The following is a 23629-nucleotide window of genomic DNA, read 5'->3' on the forward strand; positions in this document are numbered from 1 at the left end:
TCCGGTTACCGCCGGCTCAGCCCCCGTTACGAGCGCCAGTCCCGCAACTACCTGGCCTTTCTCGGCCTCGCTGCAACCCTGTGCTGCTACAAGCGACTGGTCCGCCTCACCACATAGGACACCGTCTAAGAAGAGACCGGCGAGGTAGCTGTCCGGGGTCTTGTCGTACCTGGTGGCGATGCCTCGCCCAGGCCTTGAGCTTTGTGATCAGGCGCTCGACAGTGTTCCTCTCCTTGTGGAGGTCGGCGTCGTGACCGACGGGTCGGCAGCCTCGGGAGCCCTTCTTCTTCCGGTCGGCGGCCTGGTCCATCTTCTCCGGCGTGACAGGATTGATGCCGCGTTTGCGCAGGTGGACGCGGTTTCCGCAGGGCGAGTAGGCCTTGTCCCCGCGACGGCGTCGGGTCTGGTGCGAGAGCGGCCGACCGGCCCACGGACCCGGATCTTCTTCAGTACCGGGATGAACTGTGGACTGTCGGCCGCCTTCCCGGCGGTCAGGACGAACGCAAGCGGGCGGCACTTGCGGTCGGCAGCGAGGCGGACCTTGCTGGTCTGCCCGCCTCGCGAGCGTCCCGAAAGGGCAGCCTTCAGGCGGAGCTTTCGGCGACGCAGGACGCGTCGTCGTTCCTCCCTCACGGGATCGGCTTCAGCGTCCTGCCCGTTGTTCCTGCCAGACAGCAGCGGATGCCTGCGATGATGCGGCAGTGAACAAGGTGTCGCAAGAAACTGTCACGAACGATTCCCGCTTCGTGGTCCCCGGGTCAGGTGTGATGCCGAGGCATGTGCTCTGCGCGGTCGGAGTGGGCCTGGATCTCGATGTACTCAACCGGGCGGTCGAGGCGTCCGGCGCGGGGGACTTCATAGTCGATGAGTTGCAGCAGTATCCGGACCCCCGGATGCGTGAGGCTTTCGGCGCCTCGCTGGATGCCCGCCGGCCCACCCGCGACGACGAGTTCGGCGATGACGACTGGGCCGCGGTGGACGCGCATGACTCGGTTGCGTATGTGCTGTCGCCGCCGATCTCCCAGTCCAGTGCCGTGGAGGTGTCCCGGCAGGCCCTGGCCGTCACCGCCGCTCTGCTGGCCCACGGCGCCACCGCGGTGAAGAACGAATCCAGCGGGGTGGCCTGCGGTCGCGAGCGGTGGCTGACCCTCGCGGACCGGGCGGCGACAGCCGAGAACGACTACGACCTGGCAGGCGCCCTCGATCACGCGTGGGTGGTGCCGGCCCTGATCGACGAGGATGTGTTCTACAGCTGCGGCATGCATCTTCTGGGCGCGGCCGACATCGAACTCGCGCCCGGGCCCGCTGCGGCTCCGGAGCAGTGGGCTGAGTGGATGACGACCATGGACACCGCAAGGTACTACCTGCTGACCGAGCAGCCGACACGCGGGGTCCGGGACGGCGAGGGATTCCGTCTGTCTCTGGACTCACCGCGCTGGATCATGAACCGGATGGAGTGTGAGCGCTACGAGGAGGACGACTTCTTCTACAACCCGTATGGATACTGGCGCCTCACGCCCGGCTAGGACGTGCCCGGTGAAGAAGTTCGCAGCCCCTTCCACGGTGTTGCGCTTCTTCTGGCGGTCCTAGTCCAAGCCGGGTGGTCTTCCTCCGCGTGAGCACTTGCGAAGGCCGGCGGACTGGCTGTCGGCCTTCTCCGGGATCGTGTGGCGGACGCCCCGGCGTCGCAGGTACTCGCGGCAGGGCCCGTCGCAGTCAGGCGGTGGTTGCCGAACGCGGCCCGCTCCAGGAGCAGGCCGCCGCCCCTCGGGCCGGCACGGGAACGCTCAGCACCGCGCCCGAGGCGGCTGTCGGATTGTTCACCCCGTAGCGGGCTGTGGTGACGTAGAGACGGTTGTCGACGGGGTTCAGGCACACCGACGTGGGGTGAGGGGCGGGCACCGTCAGGATGTTGAGCAGACGTCCGTCCGGGTGGTAGCGGCGGACCGCGCCGGCGCCCCACATCGCCCGCGCTCAGGGTCGAGGCCAGCTTTCCGGCCGTGAGGGCCGAGGGGACGGCGGGCCGCAAGCTGTTCGCCGGCTTGTCGGCGTTCGCGGTCCGGAAGGTGACTCCCGCCGCGAGGAGCGCGGCGACAGCCGCGCCCGCCACGCCCGCCCGTCGCCCGGATATCCGTCGGTGCTTCAACTCGCGTCCTCCTGTGGGGGAGTCGGTCCGGGAGGGTCGCGCAGACCGCGGCGGGCCGGAAGGATGACCGGCGGCCGCCCACTCTTACGAACCCCGCAGAGAGCGCACAAGGTCGACCTCGACAAGCGCACAGGGTGGGCAGCGCGCCCCTGGCTCCTTCACCACCCCTTTCTGCTGTTGTCATCCAGGGACGAACCGGCTGCCCGGGAGACTCATCTTGCGCACACGAAGCGCCGATCCGTTCGGTCCTCCCCCTGGCCGCTGCCATATTCGAAGCCACTTTCGGAGGTGGCTGTGACGCCAGAGGCGACGACATCCCGGGGGCGGGAGACGGCGACGCGCGTGCCCGACGGCACCGCCGAACGTCTCACCGGCCTGAAGAGCCGACAGGCCCGGGCGATGGCTCCGGGCGGACCGCGCAGACGCGGCGAGCACGGCGCACGCGAGCGGATCCACCTGCTGCTGGACGTGGGCTCGTTCACCGAGACCGGCCTGTTCGTCAGAGGCCGGCCCACCGGGGACGGCGCCCGACGGCCCTACGGCGACGGCGTGGTCACCGGCTACGGCACGGTCGACGGGCGTCCGGTCTGCGTGTTCGCCCAGGACCCCACGGTGTTCGGCGGCAGCATGGGGGAAGCGTTCGGCGAGAAGACGGTCGCCCTGATGGACCTCGCGCTGAAGACCGGCTGTCCGGTCGTCGGGCTCAACGACGGCGGCGGCGCCCGCATCCAGGAGGGAGTCGCCTCGCTCGCCCTCTACGCCGAGCTGGTGCGCCGCAACGTCAAGGCGTCCGGGGTCATCCCGCAGATCTCGGTCGTGCTCGGGCCGTGCGCCGGCGGGGCCGCGTACTCACCGGCCATCACCGACTTCACCGTGATGGTGGACGGCGCCTCGCACATGTTCGTCACCGGGCCCGACGTCATCGAGGCGGTCACCGGCGAACGCACCGGCGCCGAGGAACTGGGCGGCGCCCGCACCAGCAACACCGTCAACGGCAACGCCCACTTCCTCGCCGCCGACGAGATGGACGCCCTCGACACCGTACGCGACCTGCTGTCGTACCTGCCCGCCAACAACCTGGAGCCGCCGCCGCGATACGCGCCGGCCGCCGCGGGCGACGGCACGCCGCTCGACGAGATCGTGCCGGACCGGCTCGCCGAGGCATACGACATGCGCGAGGTGCTGCGGTCGGTCGTCGACAACGGCGAACTGCTGGAGATCCAGGAGCTGTTCGCACCCAACATCGTCTGCGCCCTGGCCCTCGTGGAGGGCGCTCCGGTCGGCGTCGTCGCCAACCAGCCGCTGCACGCGGCCGGGGTCCTCGACATCGACGCCTCCGAGAAGGCCGCACGCTTCGTGCGGTTCTGCGACGCGTTCGGCATCCCGCTGCTGACCTTCGCCGACGTCCCCGGCTATCTCTCCGGGGTGCGCCAGGAGCAGGGCGGAATCATCCGGCGCGGCGCCAAACTGCTGTACGCCTACGCCGAGGCGACCGTCCCCAAGGTCACCGTCGTGGTGCGCAAGGCCTACGGCGGCGGATACGCGGTGATGGGCTCCAAACACCTGGGCGCGGACATCAACCTCGCCTGGCCCACGGCCCGGATCGCGGTCATGGGCGCCGAGGGGGCCGTCGGCGTCCTGCACCGGCGTGAGCTCGCCGCCGCCGACGACCCCGACGCGTTGCGCGCCCGTCTCGTCGCCGGGTACGAGAGCACCCACGGCACCCCCTATCTCGCGGCCGAGCGCGGATACGTCGACGCCGTCATCGCCCCGCGCGACACCCGCGCCCACGTCTGCCGCGCCCTGCGCGCGCTGCGCGGCAAGCGCGCCCCGATGCCGGAGCGCCGGCACGGCAACATACCGCTCTGACCGTGTGAGGAGCCATCCGTGACGGACACCCCCCGCCCCCCGCTCGCGCCCGCCTGCCGGAGCCTGCCGGAGTACGTGCGGCACTGGGCCGAGACCACCCCCGACCGCCGGGCGTTCACCTTCGTCGACCACCCCGCCGCGCACCCGCGGGGCGTCCACCGCACCCTGACCTGGCGCCGCCTGGACCTTCGGATGCGTGCCCTGGCCGCACGGCTCGCCGAGGAGGCCGAGCCCGGAGCGCGGGTCGCGCTGCTGTGCCCGCAGGGCTCGCAGTACGTCACCGCGTTCCTCGCGGCGCTCGCCGCCCGCATGGTCGCCGTACCCCTTTATCCGCCGGGGCTGCCCGGGCACGGCGACCGGCTCGCGGCCGTCCTCGCCGACGCGCGTCCGGCGGTCGTCGTCACGACGAGCGGCGTCCTCGACGAGGTGCGGGAGTTCTGCGCGGCCGGCGCGGTGAAGGTCGTCGCCTCCGACCTGGTGCCCGACGCCGCCGCAGGCGACCGGCGGGCGGTCGCGCTCGACGACACGGCCGTTGCCTATCTGCAGTACACCTCCGGCTCGACCCGGACCCCGGCGGGCGTGGAGATCACGCACGCCAACGTCGTCGCCAACGCCCACCAGGCGCTGACCGCCTACGTCGCCGACGGCGCTCCGATGACCTGCGTGGGGTGGCTGCCGCTGTACCACGACATGGGGCTCGTGCTGAGCGTCGGCGCCCCGGTCTCGCGAGGGGCGCTGTCGGTGCTCATGGACCCGGCGGCGTTCCTGCACGAGCCCGCGCGCTGGCTGCGGCTGCTCTCCGCGCACCCGCACGCAGTGAGCGCCGCGCCCAACTTCGCCTACGACTACTGCGCCTCGGCCGTCACCGAGGGTCAGAAGGCGGAGCTGCGGCTGGACCGGATCACCGCGCTGATCAACGGCAGCGAACCGGTGCGGCCCGGGACGGCCGACGCCTTCCAGGCCGCCTTCGCCAACCGGGGACTCGTGCCGGAGACCCACTGCCCGTCGTACGGGCTCGCCGAGGCCACCGTGTTCGTCAGCGCCGCCCGGCCCTGGGAGCCGCTGCGCCGGTTCGCGCTCGACCGCGACGCCCTGGCCGCCGGGAAGGCCCTGCCGGCGCGGCCCGACGATCCCGCGGCCGTGCTGCTGGCCGGCTGCGGCGCCCCCGCCGGGCAACAGGTCCGCATCGTCGATCCGGCGTCGCGCACCGCCCTGCCGGAGGGCGAGGTCGGCGAGATCTGGGTGCGCGGCCCCAACGTCGGCCGCGGCTACCGCGACCAGGACCGACTGACGCGACGTGTCTTCGACGCGGAACTCACCGACCCGCCGTCCGACACCCGACCCGCGACGGCGACCGGAACCGGGCCCGGCGACAAGACCAGCCCGGGGGCCGACCGGGCGGCGTACCCGGCGGTCGACGCACGCGACCCGGGCGGCTGGCTGCGCAGCGGTGATCTCGGGACGGTGCTGGACGGTCAGTTGATCGTCACCGGTCGGCTGAAGGACCTCATCGTCGTCGACGGCCGCAACCACTATCCGCAGGACGTGGAGGCCACCGTCCAGGAGGCGCACTCGGCCGTGCGGCGCGACCGGCTCGCCGCGTTCGCCGTGCCGGGCCCCGAAGGGGAACGTGCGGCCGTCGTGGCGGAGCACGCACGGACCACGGACCCCGCCGGGATCGACGTGCCGGCCCTGGTGCGCACGGTACGGGCGGCGGTGTCCGCCCGGCACGGGCTGCGGCTCGCCGACGTCGTGCTCGTGCCGCCGGGCGCCGTGCCCCGGACGTCCAGCGGCAAGGTGTCGCGGACGCTGGCCCGTGAGCGGTATCTGGCGGGCGCGTACGCGACAGGGACGGGTGCGGAGACGGGGACGGGGACGGGGGAGGCCGGATGAGCGCCGTCGACGAGGGGGCGCTGCGCAGGCTGATCGCCCGCCGGGCGGCCTCCTGGCAGGGCACGGCCGCCGCGGACGTCCCGATGGACCGGCCGCTCGCGGATCTCGGCATGTCCTCGCGGGACGCGGTGGTCCTGGCCGGGGAGCTCTCCCGTGCCACCGGGCGCGAACTGCCGGCGACGCTGCTGTGGGAGGCGCCCACCGGCGACGCCCTGGTGGCGCACCTGTGCGGCGGCCCGGCCGCGCATGCCTCTCTCCGGGAGATTCCCCGAGCCGCTCCCCCGGCCGCGACGCCGGGGCCGTCCGGCGAGCCCGTCGCGGTCATCGGGGTGGGCTGCCGGCTGCCCGGGGGCGTGCACGGGCCCGGGGACTACTGGCGGCTGCTGACCGGGGGCGTGGACGCGATCCGGCGGGTGCCCGAGGACCGCTGGCGGGACTTCACCGCCTACCCGCCCGCCGAAGCGCCGCCGCACGGCGGCTACCTCGACGACATCGCCGGGTTCGACGCGGACTTCTTCCACATCACCCCGCGCGAGGCGGCCGTGATGGACCCGCAGCAGCGGATCCTGCTGGAGGTCGTCCACGAGACCCTCGACCACGCGTCCGTCCCGGCCGCGTCCCTCGCCGGCACGGCGACCGGCGTCTTCGTGGGCGTCTCCGCGCCGGAGTACGGCTCGCTGACCGGCGCCGACCCGGCCGCGGTGGACCCCTGGGCGCCGGCCGGCGGCGCGTTGAGCGTGACGGCCGGGCGGGTGGCGTACGTGCTGGACACCCGGGGACCGAGCACGGCCGTCGACACCGCCTGCTCGTCGTCACTGGTCGCCGTGCACCAGGCGTGCGTCAGTCTGCGCACGGGCGAGGTCGACACGGCGATCGCCGCCGGGGTCAACGTGCTGCTCTCCCCCGCCGTCACCGTCGCGTTCCGGCGGGCGGGCGCCCTCGCGCCGGACGGGCGCTGCAAGCCGTTCTCCGCGGTGGCCGACGGCATCGGCCGCGGCGAGGGCTGCGCGGCCGTGCTGCTGAAGCGGCTGTCCGACGCCGAACGGGACGGCGACCGCGTCCTCGCCGTCATCCGTGCCACCGCCGTCAACTCCGACGGCCGCTCGGGCGGTCTCCTGGCGCCCAACCCCGCAGCCCAGCGCGCCCTGTTGGAGACGGCGTACGCGCGAGCCGGGCTCGATCCGGGGCACATCGACGCCGTCGAGGCGCACGGCACCGGCACCCCGCTGGGCGACCCGATCGAAGCCGGTGCGCTCGGCGCGGTGCTCGGCGCGGGCCGCGACGCCGACCAGCCGCTGCTGCTCGGCTCCGTCAAGGGCAACCTCGGTCATCTGGAGTCCGCCGCCGGAATCGCCGGGCTGGTGAAAACGGTGCTCGCGCTGCACCACGACCTCGTTCCGCCGTCCCTGCACTGTGCGCGGGGCAGCGCTCTGGACGACGGACGGCTGCGGGTGGTGGCCGAGCCGGAGCCGTGGCCGCGCTACGGCGGGACGGCCACCGCCGGGGTCTCGGGGTTCGGTTTCGGCGGCACCAACGCCCATGCGGTGCTGGAGGAGCGGCGACCCGCCGTCCTGTGGCGGCCTCCCGACGGGGAACCGGCCGCGCGTCTGCATCTCCTCTCCGACGTCGACGCCGCCCGCGTCCGGGACACCGCGGCCCGGCTGGCCGAGTGGCTGCGCACGCCCGAGGGGGGCGCGGCGCACCCGGCGGACGTGGCGCGCACCCTCGCCGGGCGGACCGGACGCGGCCGGACGCGGGTCGCCGTCGCCGCCCGCGACCGGGAGGAACTCCTCGATGCGCTGGACGCGTTGGCGCAGGACCGGCCCCATCCCCGGGTCGTCGCCGACGAGCGCTCCCTGGTCGGGCGCGGGCCGGTGTGGGTCTTCTCCGGGTACGGCAGCCAATGGGCCGGCATGGGACGCCGGCTGCTGGCCGAGGAGCCGGTCTTCGCCGCGGCCGTGGAGAAGCTCGACGTCCTGCTGGCCCCGCACTGCGGTTTCTCCCTGTGCGAGAGGCTGGCCTCCGGCGCCGGTCTGGAGCGGGTGGAGATCGCCCAACCCGTGCTGTTCGGAACGCAGTTGGCGCTCGCGGAGCTGTGGCGCGCCCAGGGAGTCGAGCCCGCCGCCGTCATCGGGCACTCGCTGGGCGAAGTGGCCGCCGCGGTGTGCGCGGGCGCGCTGGACGCGTCGGACGGGGCCCGGGTGGTCGCCGTGCGGGCCCGGCTGCTCGGCGGGCTGCGCGGCGGGGCGATGGCCGTCGTCGACCTCGACGACGGCGAACTCGACGCCCTGGCCGCGGAGTTCCCCGGGGTGCAGGTCGCCGTGCACTCGGCGCCCGGTCAGAAAGTCGTCACCGGCGCGCAGGAGGCGGTCGCCGAACTGGTGGAGGCGCTGCGGGGGCAGGGGCGGGCCGCCCGCGCCCTGCGCGTCGCCGGCGCCGGGCACTCCCCCCAGGTCGATCCGCTGCTGCCGGAGTTGACCGAGGCGCTGGCCGACGTCCGGGGCGGGCGGCCGCATGTCCCGGTGTACTCCACCGTCCTGGACGACCCGCGCGGCGAGGGAGCGTTCGACGCCGCGCACTGGGCGGCGAACCTGCGGCGCCCCGTTCGCCTGGACCGGGCGGTCGCTGCCGCCGCGGCCGACGGCCACACCGCCTTCGTCGAGATCTCGCCCCACCCGGTGCTGACCGCGGCCGTCGCCGGCAACGCGCCCGGCGCGCTCGTGCTGGGCACCCTGCGCCGCGACGCCGACGACTTCGCCGCGTTCCTGACCGGGGTGGGGGCGCTGTACGCGGCCGGCGGACGCCTGCCGCTGCCGCCCGGCCGCGTCATCGACCTGCCCGCACCGCGCTGGCGGCGCCGACGGCACTGGTGGACGGACGGCCGTCCGGCGACGGCGCCCGTCCCGGCCGCGGAGACGACCGCCACCGAGGACGCCTCCCTCACCGGCCGCGTACGCCACCGCATCGCCGCGGTCACCGGCCACCCGGCGGCCCGTGTCGCACCCACCGCCGCCCTGACCGACCTGGGCCTGGACTCCCTGATGGCCGTCCGCATCCGCACCGCCCTCGAAGGCGAGTTCGGGATCGCACTGCCGCTGCGCGCCCTGCTCGGCGCCGGCACGGTCGAGGGGCTGGCCGACCGCATCCGGCGGACACTGCCCGCCGGGGAGCCGGACTCCCCGCTGCGCGTCCTGCACGCCGGCGGCGACCGGGCTCCGCTGTTCCTGCCGCACGCCGCCGGCGGCACGAGCGACGTCTACCGGGCGCTCGTCGACCGGCTCGGGGACGACCGGACCGTGTACGGGCTCGAACGCGTCGAACAGGCCCGCACGGTGACGGAGAAGGCGCGCCGGTACGCCGAGGCGATCACCTCGCTCCACCCCGACGGGCCGTGTGCGCTGGGCGGTTGGTCCTTCGGCGGCTTCCTCGCCCAGGAGACCGCACGACAGCTGACCGCCGCCGGCCGGGAGGTGGAGCTGGTGGCCCTCCTCGACTCCGTCCGCCCGCTCCCACTGCCCGGTGTGACCCCGGCGGACCGGATCCGCGCCCACTTCACCGGCTTCGCCCGGCACGTCGCCGACGCCTACGGGGTCCGGCTGGAGCTGCCCTACGACGAGCTCGTCGCGACGGACGACGACGGCGAGCGCATCGACGTCGTGCTGCGCGCCCTGCGCGAGGCCGCCGATCTGCCGGCCGCCGCCCTGGAGCACCAGCGCTCCTCCTACCTGGACCTCAGGATCGGCGAGGCCCACCGGCCCGGGACCTACGAGGGACCGGTGGTGCTGTACCGGGCCGCCGAGCCCGCCCCGCACACCGTGCGCGACCCCGCCTACGAACGCGACGACGAGGCCCTGGGCTGGGACGAGGTCTGCCCGCGCCTGACGGTCGTAGCGGTCGAGGGCCACCATCTGTCGCTGCTCGACCCCCCGCACGTCGACGAGCTCGCCGCCCATCTGCGGCGCGCGCTCGCCGAGCACAGCCGCTGAACCGGACGACGAGGAGCCGCCATGTCCCCCCACCCCACCACCGGAGTGTCCCGACGCGCCGTCGCCAGAGCGGCGACGGCCGTCGGCCTGACCGCGATGTTCGGCGCTGGAACCGCCACCGCCCGGGCCGCCACCGCCCGGGCCGTGACCCGGATCGGACCGCGCACCCTGGACGTGTCCGTGGCGTCCGCCGCCCTCGGCCGCAGCGCGCCGCTGCGGCTGATCCTGCCGTCGGACTTCGACGCCCGGCCCGACCGCTCCTATCCCGTCCTGTACCTGCTGCACGGCGCCCACGACGACTACACCTCGTGGACCCGGGAGACGGACATCGAGTCCTTCACCGCGGGCCGGGAGCTGATCGTGGCGATCCCGGACGCGGGCCCCACCGGCATTCCCACCGACTGGCGCAGCGGTCCCGACTACGAGACCTTCCAGGTCGAGGAGGTTCCGGCGCTGCTCGCCCGGAGCTACCGGGCCTCCGGCGTGCGGGCGGTCGCCGGGGTCTCCACCGGCGGCTACGGCGCGATGGCGCACGCCGCACGCCATCCCGGCCGGTACGCGGCGGCGGCCTCCTACAGCGGCATCCTCGACACCACCGCGCCCGGCGTGCCGCCGATCGTGGACGCCATCGTCGCCCGCGAGAACCTGCTGCCCCCCGCTCTGTGGGGCAATCCGCTGCTGAACCTCCTCACCTGGCGCGACTTCAACCCGCGCGCCCGGGCGGCCGGGCTGCGCGGCACGAGCCTGTACGTGTCCAACGGCAGCGGGGTGGCGGGCGGCAGCGGCGACTGGCTGCCCGAGGCGCTGGAGAGCGCCCTGTGGCCCTCCGCCCACGCCTTCACCGACACGCTCGCGCTGCTCGGCATCCCGGTCACCGCCCACTACTACGCGGGAGGAGGACACAGCTGGACCTACTGGAAGCGGGAGTTCACCGCGTCATGGCCGATGCTCGCCCGTGCGCTGGGGGTGCCGGAGTGACGCCCGCGGCGCCGGGGCACGGAACGGAGCGCAGGGGGCATGCGTCCAACACGGGACTGCCCCCTCGTCCCACGGGCGACGGCCCGAGGGTGAGCCGCCTCCGGGTGAAAGGAGTGTCCGCCGTGGCTTCCCCCACCCCGCACGGTGTGCCGCAGGGCCTCGGAGTCTCCCCTGTGCCACCCGAACTGGCCAGACTGCTGCGCGACGGCCTCGAGTCCGTCGCCGACGAGGTGGAGGAGGAGGTCCGCAGCCAGGTCCCGGAGTACGCCCGGCCGGCCGACGGGACGTATCGCGCGCGCCTAAGGGCCGGTGTCGTCCAAGCCCTCACGCTCTTCGTGGACCACATCGCCGACCCGCGCGGACGGGGTGACGCGATCGCGGCGACCTACTACGAACTCGGCCGTGGCGAAGCCCTGGAGGGTCGCAGCCTGGACGCGCTGCAGTCCGCGCTGCGCGTCGGAGGACTGCGGGCCTGGCGGGAGATGGGCCGCACCGCCGAGGAGCTCGGGCTGGACTCCACGGTGGTGGCGGCCCTGGGCGAGCTGGCGTTCCGGACCGTCCACGAGGTGGCGGAGGCGGCCGCCGCCGGTTACGCGGAGGCCCGGCTGCGCAGTACGGACGAGCTGGAGCGCCGGCGCAGACGGCTGCTGGGCCTGCTGCTCGGCGACGGCCCGGTGTCCCCGGAGGCGGTGCAGAACCTGGCGCACGGCGCCCGGTGGTCGGTGCCGCCGTATGCCGCGGTCGTCGCGCTGGCGACCGGGCCGGAGCAGCGCGAGGAGGAGCGGCCGCTGGCGGCCGCCGGGATGCTGGTGGACATGGAGTCCCGGCCGCCGCGGATGCTGGTGCCCGACCCGGACGGCTCCGGCCGCTTCGGTGGGCGGGCGTTCGGCCTCGCGCTGCGCGGCCGGCCGGCGGCGATCGGCCCCACGGTCCCGCTCGCCGAGGCCGCCCGGTCGCTGCACTGGGCCACCCGGGCGCTGGGGCTGATGGGCCGTGGGGTGCTGCCCCGGCAGGGCGTGGTGCGGTGCGCCGACCATCTGTCGACCCTGCTGCTGCACGGCGACGAGCCGCTGCTCGCCCACCTGGAGTCGCGGGCCCTCGCGCCGCTCGACGCGGTGTCCGAGGGACAGCGCCCACGGCTCGCGGAGACGCTGCTGGCCTGGCTGCTCAGCGGCAGCAACGTGCCCGACGTCGCCGCCCGGCTACACGTGCACCCGCAGACGGTCCGCTACCGGCTGCGCCAGCTGGAGAAGTTGTTCGGCGACGCGCTGCACGAGCCCGCCACCCGGCTGGACCTCATCCTGGCGCTGCGCGCCGAGGAGCTGCGGGCGCCCCGCGACTGCGCCACCTAGCCTCGCGCTTTCACGAGGCGGGGTGTCCGAAGCTTGATCAAATTAGTGGAGAGTGCTCCTGAGCTGCAACGATGGGACTTGTCTAGGGTCCTGTCGGCTGCACGGAAAGAAGCACTCTCCAGGTGAAGAAGCGTATCGGGTCCTACCCGCGTGTCCGCATCGAGGGCGGCGGCCGGACGGTGGTCTCGCAGGCCGGGGGCGTGCTGCTGGTCGAGACCGTCCGCAAGGCCGGCCTGGACACCGCGACGTCAGCGGCGCTGACGCCGTGGCGGAAGGCTCGGGCGGTGCACGATCCGGGCAAGATCCTCCTGGACCTCGCGCTGGGCGGGGACTGCCTCGCGGATGTCGCCATGCTGCGGGCCGAGCCGGCCGTGTTCGGGCCGGTGGCCTCCGACCCGACGGTCTCCCGCCTCGTCGACACCCTCGCAGTCTCCGGAGAGAAAGCCCTGCGGGCCATCCGTGCCGCGCGGGCTGAAGTCCGCCGACATGTGTGGCGGTTGGCCGACCGGGAAGCGCCTGATGCGGGCGGGACGGTGACCGTGGACCTCGACGGGGTGCTGGTGATCGCGCACTCGGACAAGGAGGACGCCGCACCCACGTGGAAGCGAACCTGGGGCCACCACCCGCTGATGGGGTTCGTCGACCACGGAAGCGGCGGCACGGGTGAACCGGTCGTGGCCCTGCTCAGACCGGGCAACGCGGGATCGAACACGGCCACCGACCACATCACCACCGCCCAACTGGCCCTGGCCCAGCTGCCGAAGAAGTACCGGCGCGGGCGCCGGACCCTGATCCGCACCGACTCCGCGGGCGGCACCCACGACTTCGTCGCCTGGCTCGCCCGGCGGGGACGGTGGCTGTCCTACTCGGTCGGCATGGTGATCACCGAGCAGGTCCACCAGCATGTGCTGAAGGTTCCGGCATCGGCCTGGACGGCGGCCGTCGAGGCGGACGGCGCGATCCGCGACGGCGCCTGGGTCGCTGAACTCGCCGGCGACGTTCTGGACGGCTGGCCCAAGGGCATGCGGCTGATCGTCAGGAAGGAACGGCCGCACCCCGGAGCCCAGTTGCGGCTCACGGACGCGGACGGCATGCGGCTGCCTGCTTCGCCACCAACACCGTCGGCCGGCCGATCGCTGAGCTCGAGCTCCGTCACCGGCTGCGGGCCCGGGCCGAGGACCGCATCCGCGCCGCCCGGACCACCCGCCTGCGCAACCTGCCCCTGCACCGCACGACCCAGAACCGGATCTGGCTGGAGATCGTGCAGATCGCTCTCGACCTGCTGGCCTGGATGCCGATGCTCGCCCTGACCGGCAGGGCCAGGCTCTGGGAGCCCCGCCGACTACGGCTCCGCCTGTTCACCGCGGCCGGACAGCTCGTGACCACCGGCCGTCGGCGAATCCTCCGCCTGGCCCGGCACTGGCCCTGGACCAGCCACATCACCACAGCCCTCGACCGGCTCGCACTCCTGCCGAACCCCGGCTGACCAGCAGCCTTCCCGTCCCTACGACAACAGCCCGACACCGCAGCAGTGGAACCCGGCGCCACCCCGAGACGACACTCGGGTCTTCGGCATACACAGCTTCAGCCCACAGCACGAAAACGGACCACCGACTCCGTCGGCGGACCGTCACGAAACTTCGAGGCTAGTACTCCAGCTGTAGATCGCTTGAGCTGATGGTGCCTACGCTTTTCGTGGCTTACGCCGCTTGCCCCAGCTGCCTTGCGGCCGGTTCCGGTCATGGGCCAGCATCGCCGCGTCGAACTGGGCTTTGCTGCTCACTGCTCGGGGTTCAGGTACGAGCGTGGTCGCCGTCGATCGCCACGGGACAGCCGAGGCCCAGCCGACCAGGGGCATGGTCTCGTCGTAGTGCGGAGCGAACTGCGCGACGGCGATGGTGGGCATCCGGTGGTTCAGGCTGCGGACGTGTTCGAGGAACGTCTGGGGCAGCGAAACATGGTGCGTTTCCAGGTAGTGCGGGAAGTCCTGGCGCCACAACCAGGTGCCGTCGGTCACCAGTGACGAGCATCCCGGAGAGTGTCGGTGGGTGCTGCCGGTGATGACGTCGTGGCCCGCTTCCATGACGTCGATCAGGACGTGACCGGCGTCCAGGTAGGCCACCAGGTCCGCCTCGTCCGGCTCGCCGACGGACCGGACGGCGTCTCGGATCGATCCGTTCGGCTGGCCAGAGGGGGTGTCGAGTTCGTCGTAGAAGCCCAGCAATCCCAGCACTGCGTCTCCTTCGACGAGCCGTACCGCCCGGCTGGCACTGGCAGGTACGGCCACCGTTGATCATCGGTGTGTGAAGACAAACGATCACGCGGCGGCCGCAGGTCACAGCGTAGACGCTGCCCCCTGGCAGGAAGCCTTCGAGGGGCTGATGGACCGCATCGCGGGCAGGTTCGGCCGGGTCGAACCCCGACGGCGAATACGGCACCTGGTCCTGGGACTGCTTGCGGACCTGCCTCGGAAGAACTGCTGGACCATCGCCGAATGGGCCGGCGAGGCCACTCCCGACGCCATGCAGCACCTGCTGAGCCGCGCCAAGTGGGACGCCGACGCAGTCCGCGACGACCTGCGCGACTCCGTGGTTGAGCACCTGCACGACGCCCAGGCGGTGCTCGTGGTCGACGAGACCGGCGACGTGAAGAAGGGCAGCCACACCGTCGGCGTCCAGCGCCAGTACACCGGCACCGCGGGCAGAATCGAAAACGCCCAAGTCGCCGTCTACCTCGCCTACGCAGGTCGGCGCGGACATGCCGCACTGGACCGCGAGCTGTACATCCCGCGCTCGTGGACCGACCAACCCGGCCGCTGCCGGGCCGCCGGACTCGCCCCGGACACCGCGTTCGCCACCAAGCCCGAATTGGCCGCCCGCATGATCATGCGATTCCTGGACTCCGGCCACCAGACACCCTGGGTGGCAGGGGACGAGGTCTACGGCGGCAACCCCACACTGCGCGCCGCCCTGGAAGACCGCGCTACCGGATACGTGCTCGCGGTCGCCCGCACCCACGAGGTCACCACCGGGGCCGGGAAGTTCCGCGCGGACATCCTGGCCAAGAAGATCCCCAAGCGGGCCTGGCAGAAGCTGTCCGCCGGAGCCGGAGCCAAAGGACACCGCTTCTACGACTGGGCCCACATCGACCTGCCCAGCACCGCGCCAGGCCACCGCCACCTGCTGATCCGCCGCAACCGCACCACCGGCGAACTCGCCTACTACCGCTGTTACTCACCCGAGCCGGTACCCCTGACCGTCGTGGTGCGGGTCGCGGGATCCAGGTGGAGGGTCGAGGAGACGTTCCAGTCGGGAAAGGGTCTGGCCGGACTGGACGAGCACCAGCTCCGCCGCTACACGTCCTGGTCCCGCTGGGTCACCCTCGCCATGCTCGCCCACGCCTTCCTGGCCGTCGTCCGCGCCGACGAGCACCGTCTCCGCCCCAGCCCCGATGACCTGATTCCGTTGACCTGCAACGAAATCCAGAGACTCTTCATCACCCTGGTTGGCCGGCCTGTTCACGAGACAGACCACTGGCTCCGCTGGTCCCACTGGCGACGGCGTCATCAAGCCCGTTCCCGGGCCAGCCACTACAGCCGTCAAGCCGCGAGCAGAGCGTGATCGCTATCTACAGCTGGAGTACGAGGTGATGTCCGCGGCGGCCGGACCTCGTGCGACTTTCCTTCCGCTCATATCGGCAACAAAAAACGGGGAGTTTCTGAATTCCCGTCCATAACAACTGAACGGGCACAGCGAATACGTTCGGGACGTCCTTTCCCCCAGGCGCTCGATCGCGCCCCACCCGCAAAGGATCCCCATGCGTATTCGCTCCTGCCTGGCCGCGCTCTCCCTGCTCGGCGGGGTCGCCGCGGCCGGCCTCACCGCATCCACCGCATCGGCCGCATCGACCGCCACCTGCTCTGACATCGACGTCGTGGCCGCTCGCGGCACCTTCGAACCGGGCACGCTCGGCCTGATCGTCGGCGACCCGGTCTATTCCGCCCTGCAGCGGAAACTGACGGGTAAAAGCCTCTCCAGCTACAAGGTGAACTATCCGGCGGACCTTTCCCTCACCTCGGCCGCACAGGGCAACGCGGATGTGGTGAACCACGTCAGAAGCCAGGCAGCCGCCTGCCCGAACCAGCGGTTCGTCCTCGTCGGCTATTCGCAGGGCGCGAACGTCGTCGACAACTCCCTCGGCGTCAGCAGTGCCGGCGCGGTGGTCGGCAGCCCCATCGTCGCCACGATCCCCGCCGCTCTCGAACCGCGGGTGGCGGCGGTGTTGCTGTTCGGCAACCCCATCCGGGCCCTCGGCAAGAGCGTCACCGGCGTCTACCAGGGCCGCACCGTCGACTTCTGCGCCCACGGCGACCCCATCTGCGAAAACGGCGGCGACGACGTGCTGGCGCACCTCGGCTACACGGCGAACGCCGACACGGCGGCCGTCTTCGCGGCGGGCCGGGTCTGAGTCCCGCCCCGCGCAGGGCCGAGCCTCGATCCGGCGCGGCGGAAGGGCCCGGGAGAAGATCCTCCCGGGCCCTTCCGCCGCGCGGGTGCCGCTAGCGGGGATCGCGTGCGAACGCGGTGAGACCGGTGGAGACGGGCTCGGGCCGACCGTTGTTCTGCACCGGCGCCGCGGTCAGCACGTCGAGGTGCTGGTAGCCGTCGGCGACCAGCGGGTGCAGGTCGGCCGGGATGCGGCCGGCCAGCAGGCCGTCGCCCGCGAGCACGGTGAGGGTCGGCTTCGCGGTGAGCCCCCCCGGGTGCACGACGAGCCGCTTCACCTGCGGGGATTCGGCCAGTTCGAGATCGGTGACGAGCTTCGTCGGGAAGTACTGCTCGGTGAAGTCCAGCGGCTGCTCGCCGAGGCTGCGGGCCAGCTCCCCGAGAGCGGTGACCTCCTTGTCGGCGCCGGTGAACGGCGTCCCGTCGGCGGACCGGCGGCCCGGGTCGTCGGGATCGCCGACCCGGTCGTAGTCGCGCCAGGTGTACAGCGGCCCGTGCGGCCGGTCCGGGATGGCCTTGTAGGCGGTGCCGAACAGCCCCGGCTGCTGTTCGCCGCCGTTGGCGACGGGGAAGCTCTTGTCGACGACCGGCCCGCCGTCGAAGAAGCCGACGCTGCTCTGCAGGAAAGCCAGCGGCACGGAGTTGTCGTCCATCAGCGCCCCGAGCACGGCGGCGTTGGTCAGCCGGAAGTCCTTCACCGCGGGCGTGCCGGTGAGGAAGGCGGCGGCGTCCTTGGAGAACAGGAAGCGGTTGGTGGCCTCGATGTTGAGGCCGGAGGGCAGATAGGACGGCAGGTCGGCCTCGCCGCCCGGGTCCCGCACGGCGCCGAGACCGGCGATGGCCAGCAGCGTCATGGTCTCGGGGTTGAGCAGGACCGGCGCGGAGAGCGAGCGCGGCAGCACTCCGCTGTCGAGCCCGGCCTGGACGACGCCGTAGCCGAGGCCGACGTCGGGCAGGTTCGTGTCGTCCGGGATGCTGCCGCTGAGGTCGCCGAGCGAGGTGGACACGGTGGTGTCGAGGGCGAAGTAGCCGGCGCACTGCCGGTAGCCGGCGTCGGCGGTGGTGGCGCGGTCGCCGTCAAAGTCACCCGTGGCGAAGTACCCGGTGACGACCCCGCCGAGGGAGTGGCCGCCGCACAGCACCTTGCGCTCCCGTACCCGCTGGTCGGGCAGTTCGGCGGTGAGCAGGGTGTACTGGTCGCGGACGGTCTGCTCGACGCCGAGCCTCGCCATCCAGCCCAGCCGCTCGTTGCCGACGAACCCGGCGAAGGCGTGCCCGCCGACCTGTCTGCCCCGGTAATAGTAGTCGACGGCCGCGTGCTGGTCGCCGGAGTCGATGCCGATGTGGTCCTCCAAGCAGTTGGAGCGCCGGTCCAGGGCCCAGAACTCGATGTGCAGGCCCTGCTCGGCGGCGCGCGCCACGGTGTTGCGGGCGACGCTGTCGAAGGCTCCGGCGCCCTCCAGGATGCCCGGTTGGGCGACGAGGACGCGGTCGGCTTCGGCCGAGGCCGCGGGACCGTCGGCGGAGCGGTAGCGCAGGTACGACAGCCAGTCGCACGCCGCCGGGCGGGCGCCGAAGGAGGCCGGCAACGGCGCCTTCAGCCGGACCGCCGTCTCGGTCACCCCGGTGACCGGACCCGTCGACGCCACGGGCGTCTCGGTCCTCGTGGACTCGCCCTGAGCGGCCGGGGCGGCGGCGGTGAGCGCGCCTGCGGTCAGCAGCACCGCAAGCGCGGCGCCGCACAGGGCTTTCGCGGTTCTTCCCGTGCTGGGACTCGTGTTCATAGCCGGGACCGTAGGGCCGCACGGGCCGGGCGGCCCTACGGTGCTCACAAGTGCGCAGCGCCCGCCGGTGCTTTTGTCAGAGCCGGACGAACGCGCTCCGGACGGCGAGAGGCCCCCCGCGTGCTTAGGTTCTAGCGATTGTCGCCACGCGCTTCGGCAAACGTGCGTACGTCATCCACGGGACGGTCACCGTGGCCGCGATCCGCCTATGGCTCCGTCCGCAGTGAACGCCTCGTTCAGAGCTTATGGGCACCTGGGTAATGGTGGCGCAGTTCGCTGAGTGGGCGCGCGTCGACAGCCCTGACGTCCCACGAAGAGCTGTCGAACTCGGTCTACCAGGGTGAGCGGGTGTCGCGGCGTGCTTCGGGGGTCTGCTCGGGCAGGGCCGTGTCTTGGTCGGTGCGCAGCAGCATGCCCGGGTCGGGTTCGAAGTCCTCATCGGGCGGTGCCGGCTGGTGGAAACGCTCGGTGCGCGGAATGGTGACTTCCACCAGCCGGCCCTCCTGGAACATCCATAGCCCGAAGCAGTCGTCGTCCTGGTCGCGAAGCAGAACCTGCACCGTATGCGGACGCGGCCACGGCAGCGACTCCAGGTGTTTGAGCAGGCCCTTGCGGGCACTCATTTTCTCGAACTCCAGGGCCCACCCGAACTCGTAGCCCCAGTGCCCCGCTATCGGGACGAAGCGACCTCGCCACGTGCGTTCCGGGTCGTCCTGGGTCAGCGGTTCCATCACCTCGTCCGACCAGCGGGCGAGCACGATTACCTCGGCGTCTCTACTCATGCCGGAGTATCGTCGCATCCGCCTGATCCACCGCAACCAAATTCCTCAAGCGACTGACGCAGGCAAGGGCGGGCGGATTGGCGACGAGGTGTGCCGGCGAGCCCGACGACGGCGCCTTCGTAACTCCGTTGGGGCGTCAGAGGCTTCGCCGATGCTCGTACACTCAATGACGTGGCATTCATGAGCACCCCGCACTGCTGCTTCCTGTGACCGGAAGGCGCTGAGGGCGATGCCGGACGGCGTCGGCCCTCCTTCGCGTGCCTGCTGCGTGAACGACCGTCCCGACACTGCCCGTTCCTTCCTGAGGCAGTGACGCTCTCTACGCGCGTGCAGGCACAGTCCCTTCCCTTCGCCCTTGCCAGGAGTGCCTCGTGCCCGTGCCGCTTCCCCCTGCCCTCGAACGGTCCCTCGACCTGATGTGCTGCCCGACGTGCCGCACGCCCCATCTGTACCCCGCCCGCGGAGCACTGCGCTGCCCGGTGGGCCACACCTTCGACATCGCCCGCCACGGCTACGCCCGCCTGCTGACGGGCACCCGCGCCACAAGCGGCGACGACACGGCCATGGTTCAGGCCCGGAACCGGTTCCTGTCCACCGGCGTCTACGCGCCCATCCGCAACGTCGGGACCCGCCTGGCGATCGATACCGCGCCCGAGCAGGCCACGATCGTGGACGTGGGGTGCGGCACGGGCTACTACCTGGCCGGCGTACTCGACCGACTGCCCGACGCCCGTGGTCTGGGTCTGGACACGTCGGTGCGCGCGCTGCGCTCGGCAGCCCGAGCCCACGACCGAGCCGCCGCGGTGGCCTGGGACGTCTTCCGCCCCTTCCCCCTGGCCGACAAGGTGGCCGATGTCGTGCTGAACGTGTTCGCCCCACGCAACCCGGCCGAGTTCCACCGCGCGCTGTCCCCGACCGGCCGGTTGATCGTGGTCCGTCCCACCGGGCGGCACCTGGCCGAGCTGCGCGACCGGCTGCCTGCGATGATCACGATCGACCCGACCAAGGAACAGCGCCTGCACCAGGCGCTGGACCCCTACTTCGAGGCCGCCGTCACCGAAGAGGTGGAATACTCCGCCGTTCTGTCCAGGCAGCACGCCCTGGACCTGGTGGCGATGACGCCGAGCGCCCGCCATGTAAACCATGCAAACCTCACCGGTGACGGCTGCCTGCCCGACCAAGTCACCGTCTCCGTGCTGGCCACCGCCTACCAGCCCCGGCGACCACGAGCAGGCGCACGCGCCTGCTGACTGAGGAACAGTGAGCTCGGCTGACGTCCTGCCTTCCCCACAACACGGCGAAGGCAGGACGTCCCTTCACCGATCACCGCCGCATCATCGAAGGGACCATCCACCGCTACCCCACCGAGATCCCCTGCACAGAAACGCCCCGTGAAACAGTCGGCCCTCGGCAGACAGAATGGAACGTCAACCAGCTCACCCCTCACGGACGGCCGCACAGCGAGGCGAACCGCTCCCCCGCCCCCGCCCCCGGCCGTTCAGGGACAGCGTGCGCCGTGCGGGCCGCGCTTCAGATTGCGGGTGTGATCCTCCTGGTGCCAGAATTCCTCTGGCGGTGTCGCAGCCGCTCGGCTGGAGCTGGTTGACCGGGCCGCCGGCGACGTCGACCGAAGCTACGGATGCTGAGACCCGATACGCACCCGTGAACTGCACAAACGCGCCTGCGCAGAACGTCCGGATAACCAGCCAGTCCGGCGAGTGGCCGACAGTTGTGGGACGGACGGGAGTCTGACCCTGCAGGCCAGTCGGTCGACGTGCCTTGTGGAGGCGACCCCGGCAGGGTGTCGCGGCGGGCCGCCAAGTTCCTGTCAACTGGTCGGCCGCAAGGCGAGGTTGTAGTAGCGGACCTCCTCGTACTCCTCGAGTCCCTCGCTGCTTCCCTCCCGTCCGAGGCCGGACTGCTTGACCCCGCCGAACGGTGCGGCCGCGTTCGACGGGACGCCCTGGTTGATGCCGACCAGGCCGGTGGCCAGTTGGTCGGCGACGTTGAAGGCGCGGTCGAGGTTCTCGGTGAAGACGTAGCCCGCCAGGCCGTGCTCGGTGTCGTTGGCGCGGGCGACTGCCTCGTCCTGGTGGGAGAAGCGCTGCACGGCGGCGACGGGTCCGAAGATCTCGGTGCGGGCCAGGTCGGCGTCAGCCGGCACGTGGTCCAGGAGCGTCGGCTCGAAGAACGTGCCGGGGTGGCTGGGAGCGGAGCCGCCGGTGAGCAGGTGTGCGCCGCGGCGGGTGGCGTCCTCGACCAGGCCGGTGAGTCTGGTCACGGCTGCGTTGTCGATGACGGGGCCGAGGCCGACGCCGGGGGCGAGCCCGTGGCCGACCCGCAAGGCGGCCAGCCGCTCGGTGAGCGCGTCGACGAAGGCGTCGGCAATGCCGTCCTGGACGAAGATGCGGTTGGCGGCGATGCAGGATTGTCCGCCGTTGCGCATCTTGGCGGCGAACGCCCCGTCGACAGCCCGCTCCAGGTCTGCGTCGTCGAAGACCAGCAGCGGGGCGTTGCCACCCAGTTCCATGGAACTCTTGAGCACGTTGTCCGCGGCGAGACGCAGAAGCACCTTGCCGACCCCGGTGGAACCGGTGAAGGACACCTTGCGCACCCGCGGGTCGGTCAGGACGGCGGTGCTGAAGGCGGGGGCGTCCGTGGTGGTGACGACCTGCACGAGGTCTTCGGGGACACCGGCCGCGATGGCGAGTCGGGCCGCGAAGATGGTAGTCAGGGGGGTGTTCGGGGCGGGTTTGATGACGACGGGGCAGCCGGCGGCCAATGCCGGGGCGATCTTGCGGGTGGCCATGGCGAGGGGGAAGTTCCATGGGGTGATGAGAACCGACAGCCCCACCGGTGCGCGCCGGGTGAACAGCCGGGCTCCGCCGGTGGGAGCGTCGCGGAGGTTTCCGGCGGGGCGTACCGCTTCCTCGGCGTACCAGCGGACGAAGTCGGCGCCGTAAGTGACTTCGGCGTGTGCCTCGGCGAGCGGCTTGCCCATCTCGCGGGTGATGAGCAGGGCGATCATCTCGGCGTTGCTGAGGATCAGGTCGTACCAGGTGCGCAGGACGTCAGCGCGGTGCCGGGCGGTGGTGGCGGCCCAGGAGCGGCCGGCTTCGTCGGCCCGGGCCACGGCATCGAGAGCCTGCCGCACGTCCAGGTCGGGGACCTGGGCGATCGTCCGGCCGGTGGCCGGATCGTGGACGTCGAAGGTGCGGTTCACGCCCGGTACGGCGAGGTCGAGGTTGGTCAGGACCTTGTCGGAGTCGGCGAGCGCGGTCGGATCGGCGTCGGGGAGGGTGCGCATGGTGGTCACTTGGCTTCCTGTACGGAGAGGACGGTGTCGATGGCGGCCACGAGCTGCCGGAGCTCGTCGTCGGTGGTGATGAACGGAGGGCTGATCTGAACGGTGTTGCCGCGCGGCGGCCGGGTGATGAAACCGTGTTCGACCAGTTCGTCGGTGGCCGCTTCGGCGCTGATGTCGTCCGAGAGCGTGATGCCGCCCAGGAAGCCCGCCACCCGCGTCTCCACCACGGCCGCCCTGGCGGTGAGAGGGTTCAGTTCACGGGCGAGCAGCCGCTCCACCTCGGTCACTCGGGACAGCAGCTTGTCCTCTTCGAGGAGGTCGGCGAGGATTGACTTCCCCACCTCCGGCGACTCAGGCGGGTCCCGGCGCACGCCGAAGACCGAACCGTCCCACGAGGAAGCGTGCCGAACGAGCGCCACCTGGCAGCCGTCGTGGGTCTGCCCGCTGAGGAAGACCCGAGTCTCACCGCCTGCGGCAGTGCGGGTCACGGCCGAGGGCGAAGCAGTCGTAGGCGACGACTTCAGGGCCTCGTGCCGCCAGCCGCACTCAGGCCGCGGTACGGTCGGCGGTCGAGATGAAGTCGATGAGCTGGGACGAGCTGCCGTTCAGCGCCAGGTCTGCAGCGACGTCTCCATACGCCGGGGAGAGTTTGAAGCCGTGGCCGGAGAAGCCGGCGAGCAGGAGCACTGCTTTTGGTGATCGCTGGATGGTGCGTCCCACGGGAGCACGCGCTGGGTGGTCATACGGACTCCCCTCTCGGGGTGGCGATCCCGGTCGCGCTCTCGACCGACAGCAGGGAGCCCGCCTCCCGGAGCCGAGCCGGTGCATCAGGGCCACGAGGCCGAGGACGAGGATCACCAAAGCGACGAGGACGGCGGTGCCGGTCGGGTCGACGTCGAACTGGCGGGTGTTGAAGACCAGGACCTGCCTACAGCACTCTTTCGAGGAAGGCCTGGGTGCGTTTCTCGCGGGGGTTGGCGAGGACTTCGCGTGCGTCGCCGCGTTCGACGGCGATGCCTTCGTCCAT

The 23629-nt window shown here is 72.1% G+C and carries 16 protein-coding genes and 4 pseudogenes; 12 read left to right on the plus strand and 8 right to left on the minus strand.

Annotation, left to right across the window (positions count from 1 at the left end; all coding sequences use genetic code 11):
- Positions 1-117, plus strand: a pseudogene (locus ACH4ZA_RS39020) (IS5/IS1182 family transposase); the annotation flags it as partial.
- 9 nt (positions 118-126) lie between these two features.
- Here ACH4ZA_RS39020 and ACH4ZA_RS39025 read toward each other — a convergent pair.
- Positions 127-627 (minus strand): annotated as a pseudogene (locus ACH4ZA_RS39025) (IS5 family transposase); the annotation flags it as partial.
- Between the two features lie 74 nt (positions 628-701).
- Between ACH4ZA_RS39025 and ACH4ZA_RS39030 the strand changes: the two are divergent.
- A complete protein-coding gene (locus tag ACH4ZA_RS39030; protein WP_398433765.1) occupies positions 702-1526 on the plus strand; it encodes a hypothetical protein in 825 nt (274 codons plus the stop codon).
- A 190-nt stretch (positions 1527-1716) separates the two neighbouring features.
- On the opposite strand, the gene ACH4ZA_RS39035 is transcribed toward ACH4ZA_RS39030, so the two are convergent.
- Entirely contained in the window at positions 1717-1965 is a 249-nt protein-coding gene (locus ACH4ZA_RS39035; RefSeq protein ID WP_398433766.1) for an SMP-30/gluconolactonase/LRE family protein, read from the minus strand.
- A 580-nt stretch (positions 1966-2545) separates the two neighbouring features.
- Between ACH4ZA_RS39035 and ACH4ZA_RS39040 the strand changes: the two genes are divergently transcribed.
- The 6 genes and pseudogenes from ACH4ZA_RS39040 to ACH4ZA_RS39065 all read left to right on the plus strand — a co-directional run bounded on the left by ACH4ZA_RS39040 (position 2546) and on the right by ACH4ZA_RS39065 (position 13710).
- A complete protein-coding gene (locus ACH4ZA_RS39040) occupies positions 2546-4015 on the plus strand; it encodes an acyl-CoA carboxylase subunit beta (RefSeq protein ID WP_398433778.1) in 1470 nt (489 codons plus the stop codon).
- A gap of 18 nt (positions 4016-4033) precedes the next feature.
- Entirely contained in the window at positions 4034-5908 is a 1875-nt protein-coding gene (locus tag ACH4ZA_RS39045; RefSeq protein ID WP_398433767.1) for a fatty acyl-AMP ligase, read from the plus strand.
- Positions 5905-9894, plus strand: coding sequence for an acyltransferase domain-containing protein (locus tag ACH4ZA_RS39050; RefSeq protein ID WP_398433768.1), 3990 nt, complete (start codon positions 5905-5907; stop codon positions 9892-9894). The genes ACH4ZA_RS39045 and ACH4ZA_RS39050 overlap by 4 nt, the downstream gene beginning before the upstream one ends.
- A gap of 21 nt (positions 9895-9915) precedes the next feature.
- A complete protein-coding gene (locus tag ACH4ZA_RS39055) occupies positions 9916-10872 on the plus strand; it encodes an alpha/beta hydrolase (RefSeq protein ID WP_398433769.1) in 957 nt (318 codons plus the stop codon).
- 122 nt (positions 10873-10994) lie between these two features.
- Positions 10995-12224 carry a PucR family transcriptional regulator gene (locus tag ACH4ZA_RS39060; protein WP_398433770.1) on the plus strand — a complete coding sequence of 410 codons (1230 nt, stop codon included), beginning with the start codon at positions 10995-10997 and terminating at the stop codon, positions 12222-12224.
- A gap of 122 nt (positions 12225-12346) precedes the next feature.
- A pseudogene (locus ACH4ZA_RS39065) lies at positions 12347-13710 on the plus strand (IS1380 family transposase).
- 198 nt (positions 13711-13908) lie between these two features.
- Here the strand turns inward: ACH4ZA_RS39065 and ACH4ZA_RS39070 are convergent.
- Positions 13909-14457 carry a hypothetical protein gene (locus ACH4ZA_RS39070; RefSeq protein ID WP_398433771.1) on the minus strand — a complete coding sequence of 183 codons (549 nt, stop codon included), beginning with the start codon at positions 14455-14457 and terminating at the stop codon, positions 13909-13911.
- 148 nt (positions 14458-14605) lie between these two features.
- Here ACH4ZA_RS39070 and ACH4ZA_RS39075 point away from each other — a divergent pair, with 148 nt between their 5' ends.
- Both ACH4ZA_RS39075 and ACH4ZA_RS39080 read left to right on the plus strand, forming a co-directional pair.
- A complete protein-coding gene (locus ACH4ZA_RS39075; RefSeq protein WP_398433779.1) occupies positions 14606-15844 on the plus strand; it encodes an IS701 family transposase in 1239 nt (412 codons plus the stop codon).
- A gap of 196 nt (positions 15845-16040) precedes the next feature.
- Positions 16041-16691 carry a cutinase family protein gene (locus ACH4ZA_RS39080; protein ID WP_398433772.1) on the plus strand — a complete coding sequence of 217 codons (651 nt, stop codon included), beginning with the start codon at positions 16041-16043 and terminating at the stop codon, positions 16689-16691.
- A 91-nt stretch (positions 16692-16782) separates the two neighbouring features.
- On the opposite strand, the gene ACH4ZA_RS39085 is transcribed toward ACH4ZA_RS39080, so the two are convergent.
- Both ACH4ZA_RS39085 and ACH4ZA_RS39090 read right to left on the minus strand, forming a co-directional pair.
- Entirely contained in the window at positions 16783-18513 is a 1731-nt protein-coding gene (locus tag ACH4ZA_RS39085) for a hypothetical protein (RefSeq protein ID WP_398433773.1), read from the minus strand.
- Between the two features lie 332 nt (positions 18514-18845).
- A complete protein-coding gene (locus ACH4ZA_RS39090) occupies positions 18846-19295 on the minus strand; it encodes a hypothetical protein (RefSeq protein WP_398433774.1) in 450 nt (149 codons plus the stop codon).
- A 371-nt stretch (positions 19296-19666) separates the two neighbouring features.
- On the opposite strand from ACH4ZA_RS39090, the gene ACH4ZA_RS39095 reads away from it, so the two are divergent.
- Together ACH4ZA_RS39095 and ACH4ZA_RS39100 are read left to right on the plus strand one after the other, a co-directional pair.
- On the plus strand, positions 19667-20545 hold the full coding sequence (locus tag ACH4ZA_RS39095; protein WP_398433775.1) for a methyltransferase domain-containing protein: 879 nt from the start codon (positions 19667-19669) through the stop codon (positions 20543-20545).
- Between the two features lie 20 nt (positions 20546-20565).
- Positions 20566-20718 (plus strand): annotated as a pseudogene (locus ACH4ZA_RS39100) (IS5/IS1182 family transposase); the annotation flags it as partial.
- Between the two features lie 405 nt (positions 20719-21123).
- On the opposite strand, the gene ACH4ZA_RS39105 reads toward ACH4ZA_RS39100, so the two are convergent.
- The 3 genes from ACH4ZA_RS39105 to ACH4ZA_RS39115 form a co-directional block, all read right to left on the minus strand.
- Entirely contained in the window at positions 21124-22602 is a 1479-nt protein-coding gene (locus ACH4ZA_RS39105) for an NAD-dependent succinate-semialdehyde dehydrogenase (RefSeq protein ID WP_398433780.1), read from the minus strand.
- A gap of 5 nt (positions 22603-22607) precedes the next feature.
- Positions 22608-22943: an aminotransferase class III-fold pyridoxal phosphate-dependent enzyme gene (locus ACH4ZA_RS39110; RefSeq protein WP_398433776.1), complete on the minus strand. Its 336-nt coding sequence runs from the start codon at positions 22941-22943 to the stop codon at positions 22608-22610.
- 205 nt (positions 22944-23148) lie between these two features.
- Positions 23149-23322, minus strand: a complete 174-nt coding sequence (locus tag ACH4ZA_RS39115) for a hypothetical protein (RefSeq protein ID WP_398433777.1) — start codon at positions 23320-23322, stop codon at positions 23149-23151.
- Positions 23323-23629: the final 307 nt, after the last annotated feature.

Source organism: Streptomyces sp. NPDC020597 (assembly GCF_044335095.1).
In the GTDB taxonomy this organism is placed as follows: domain Bacteria; phylum Actinomycetota; class Actinomycetes; order Streptomycetales; family Streptomycetaceae; genus Streptomyces.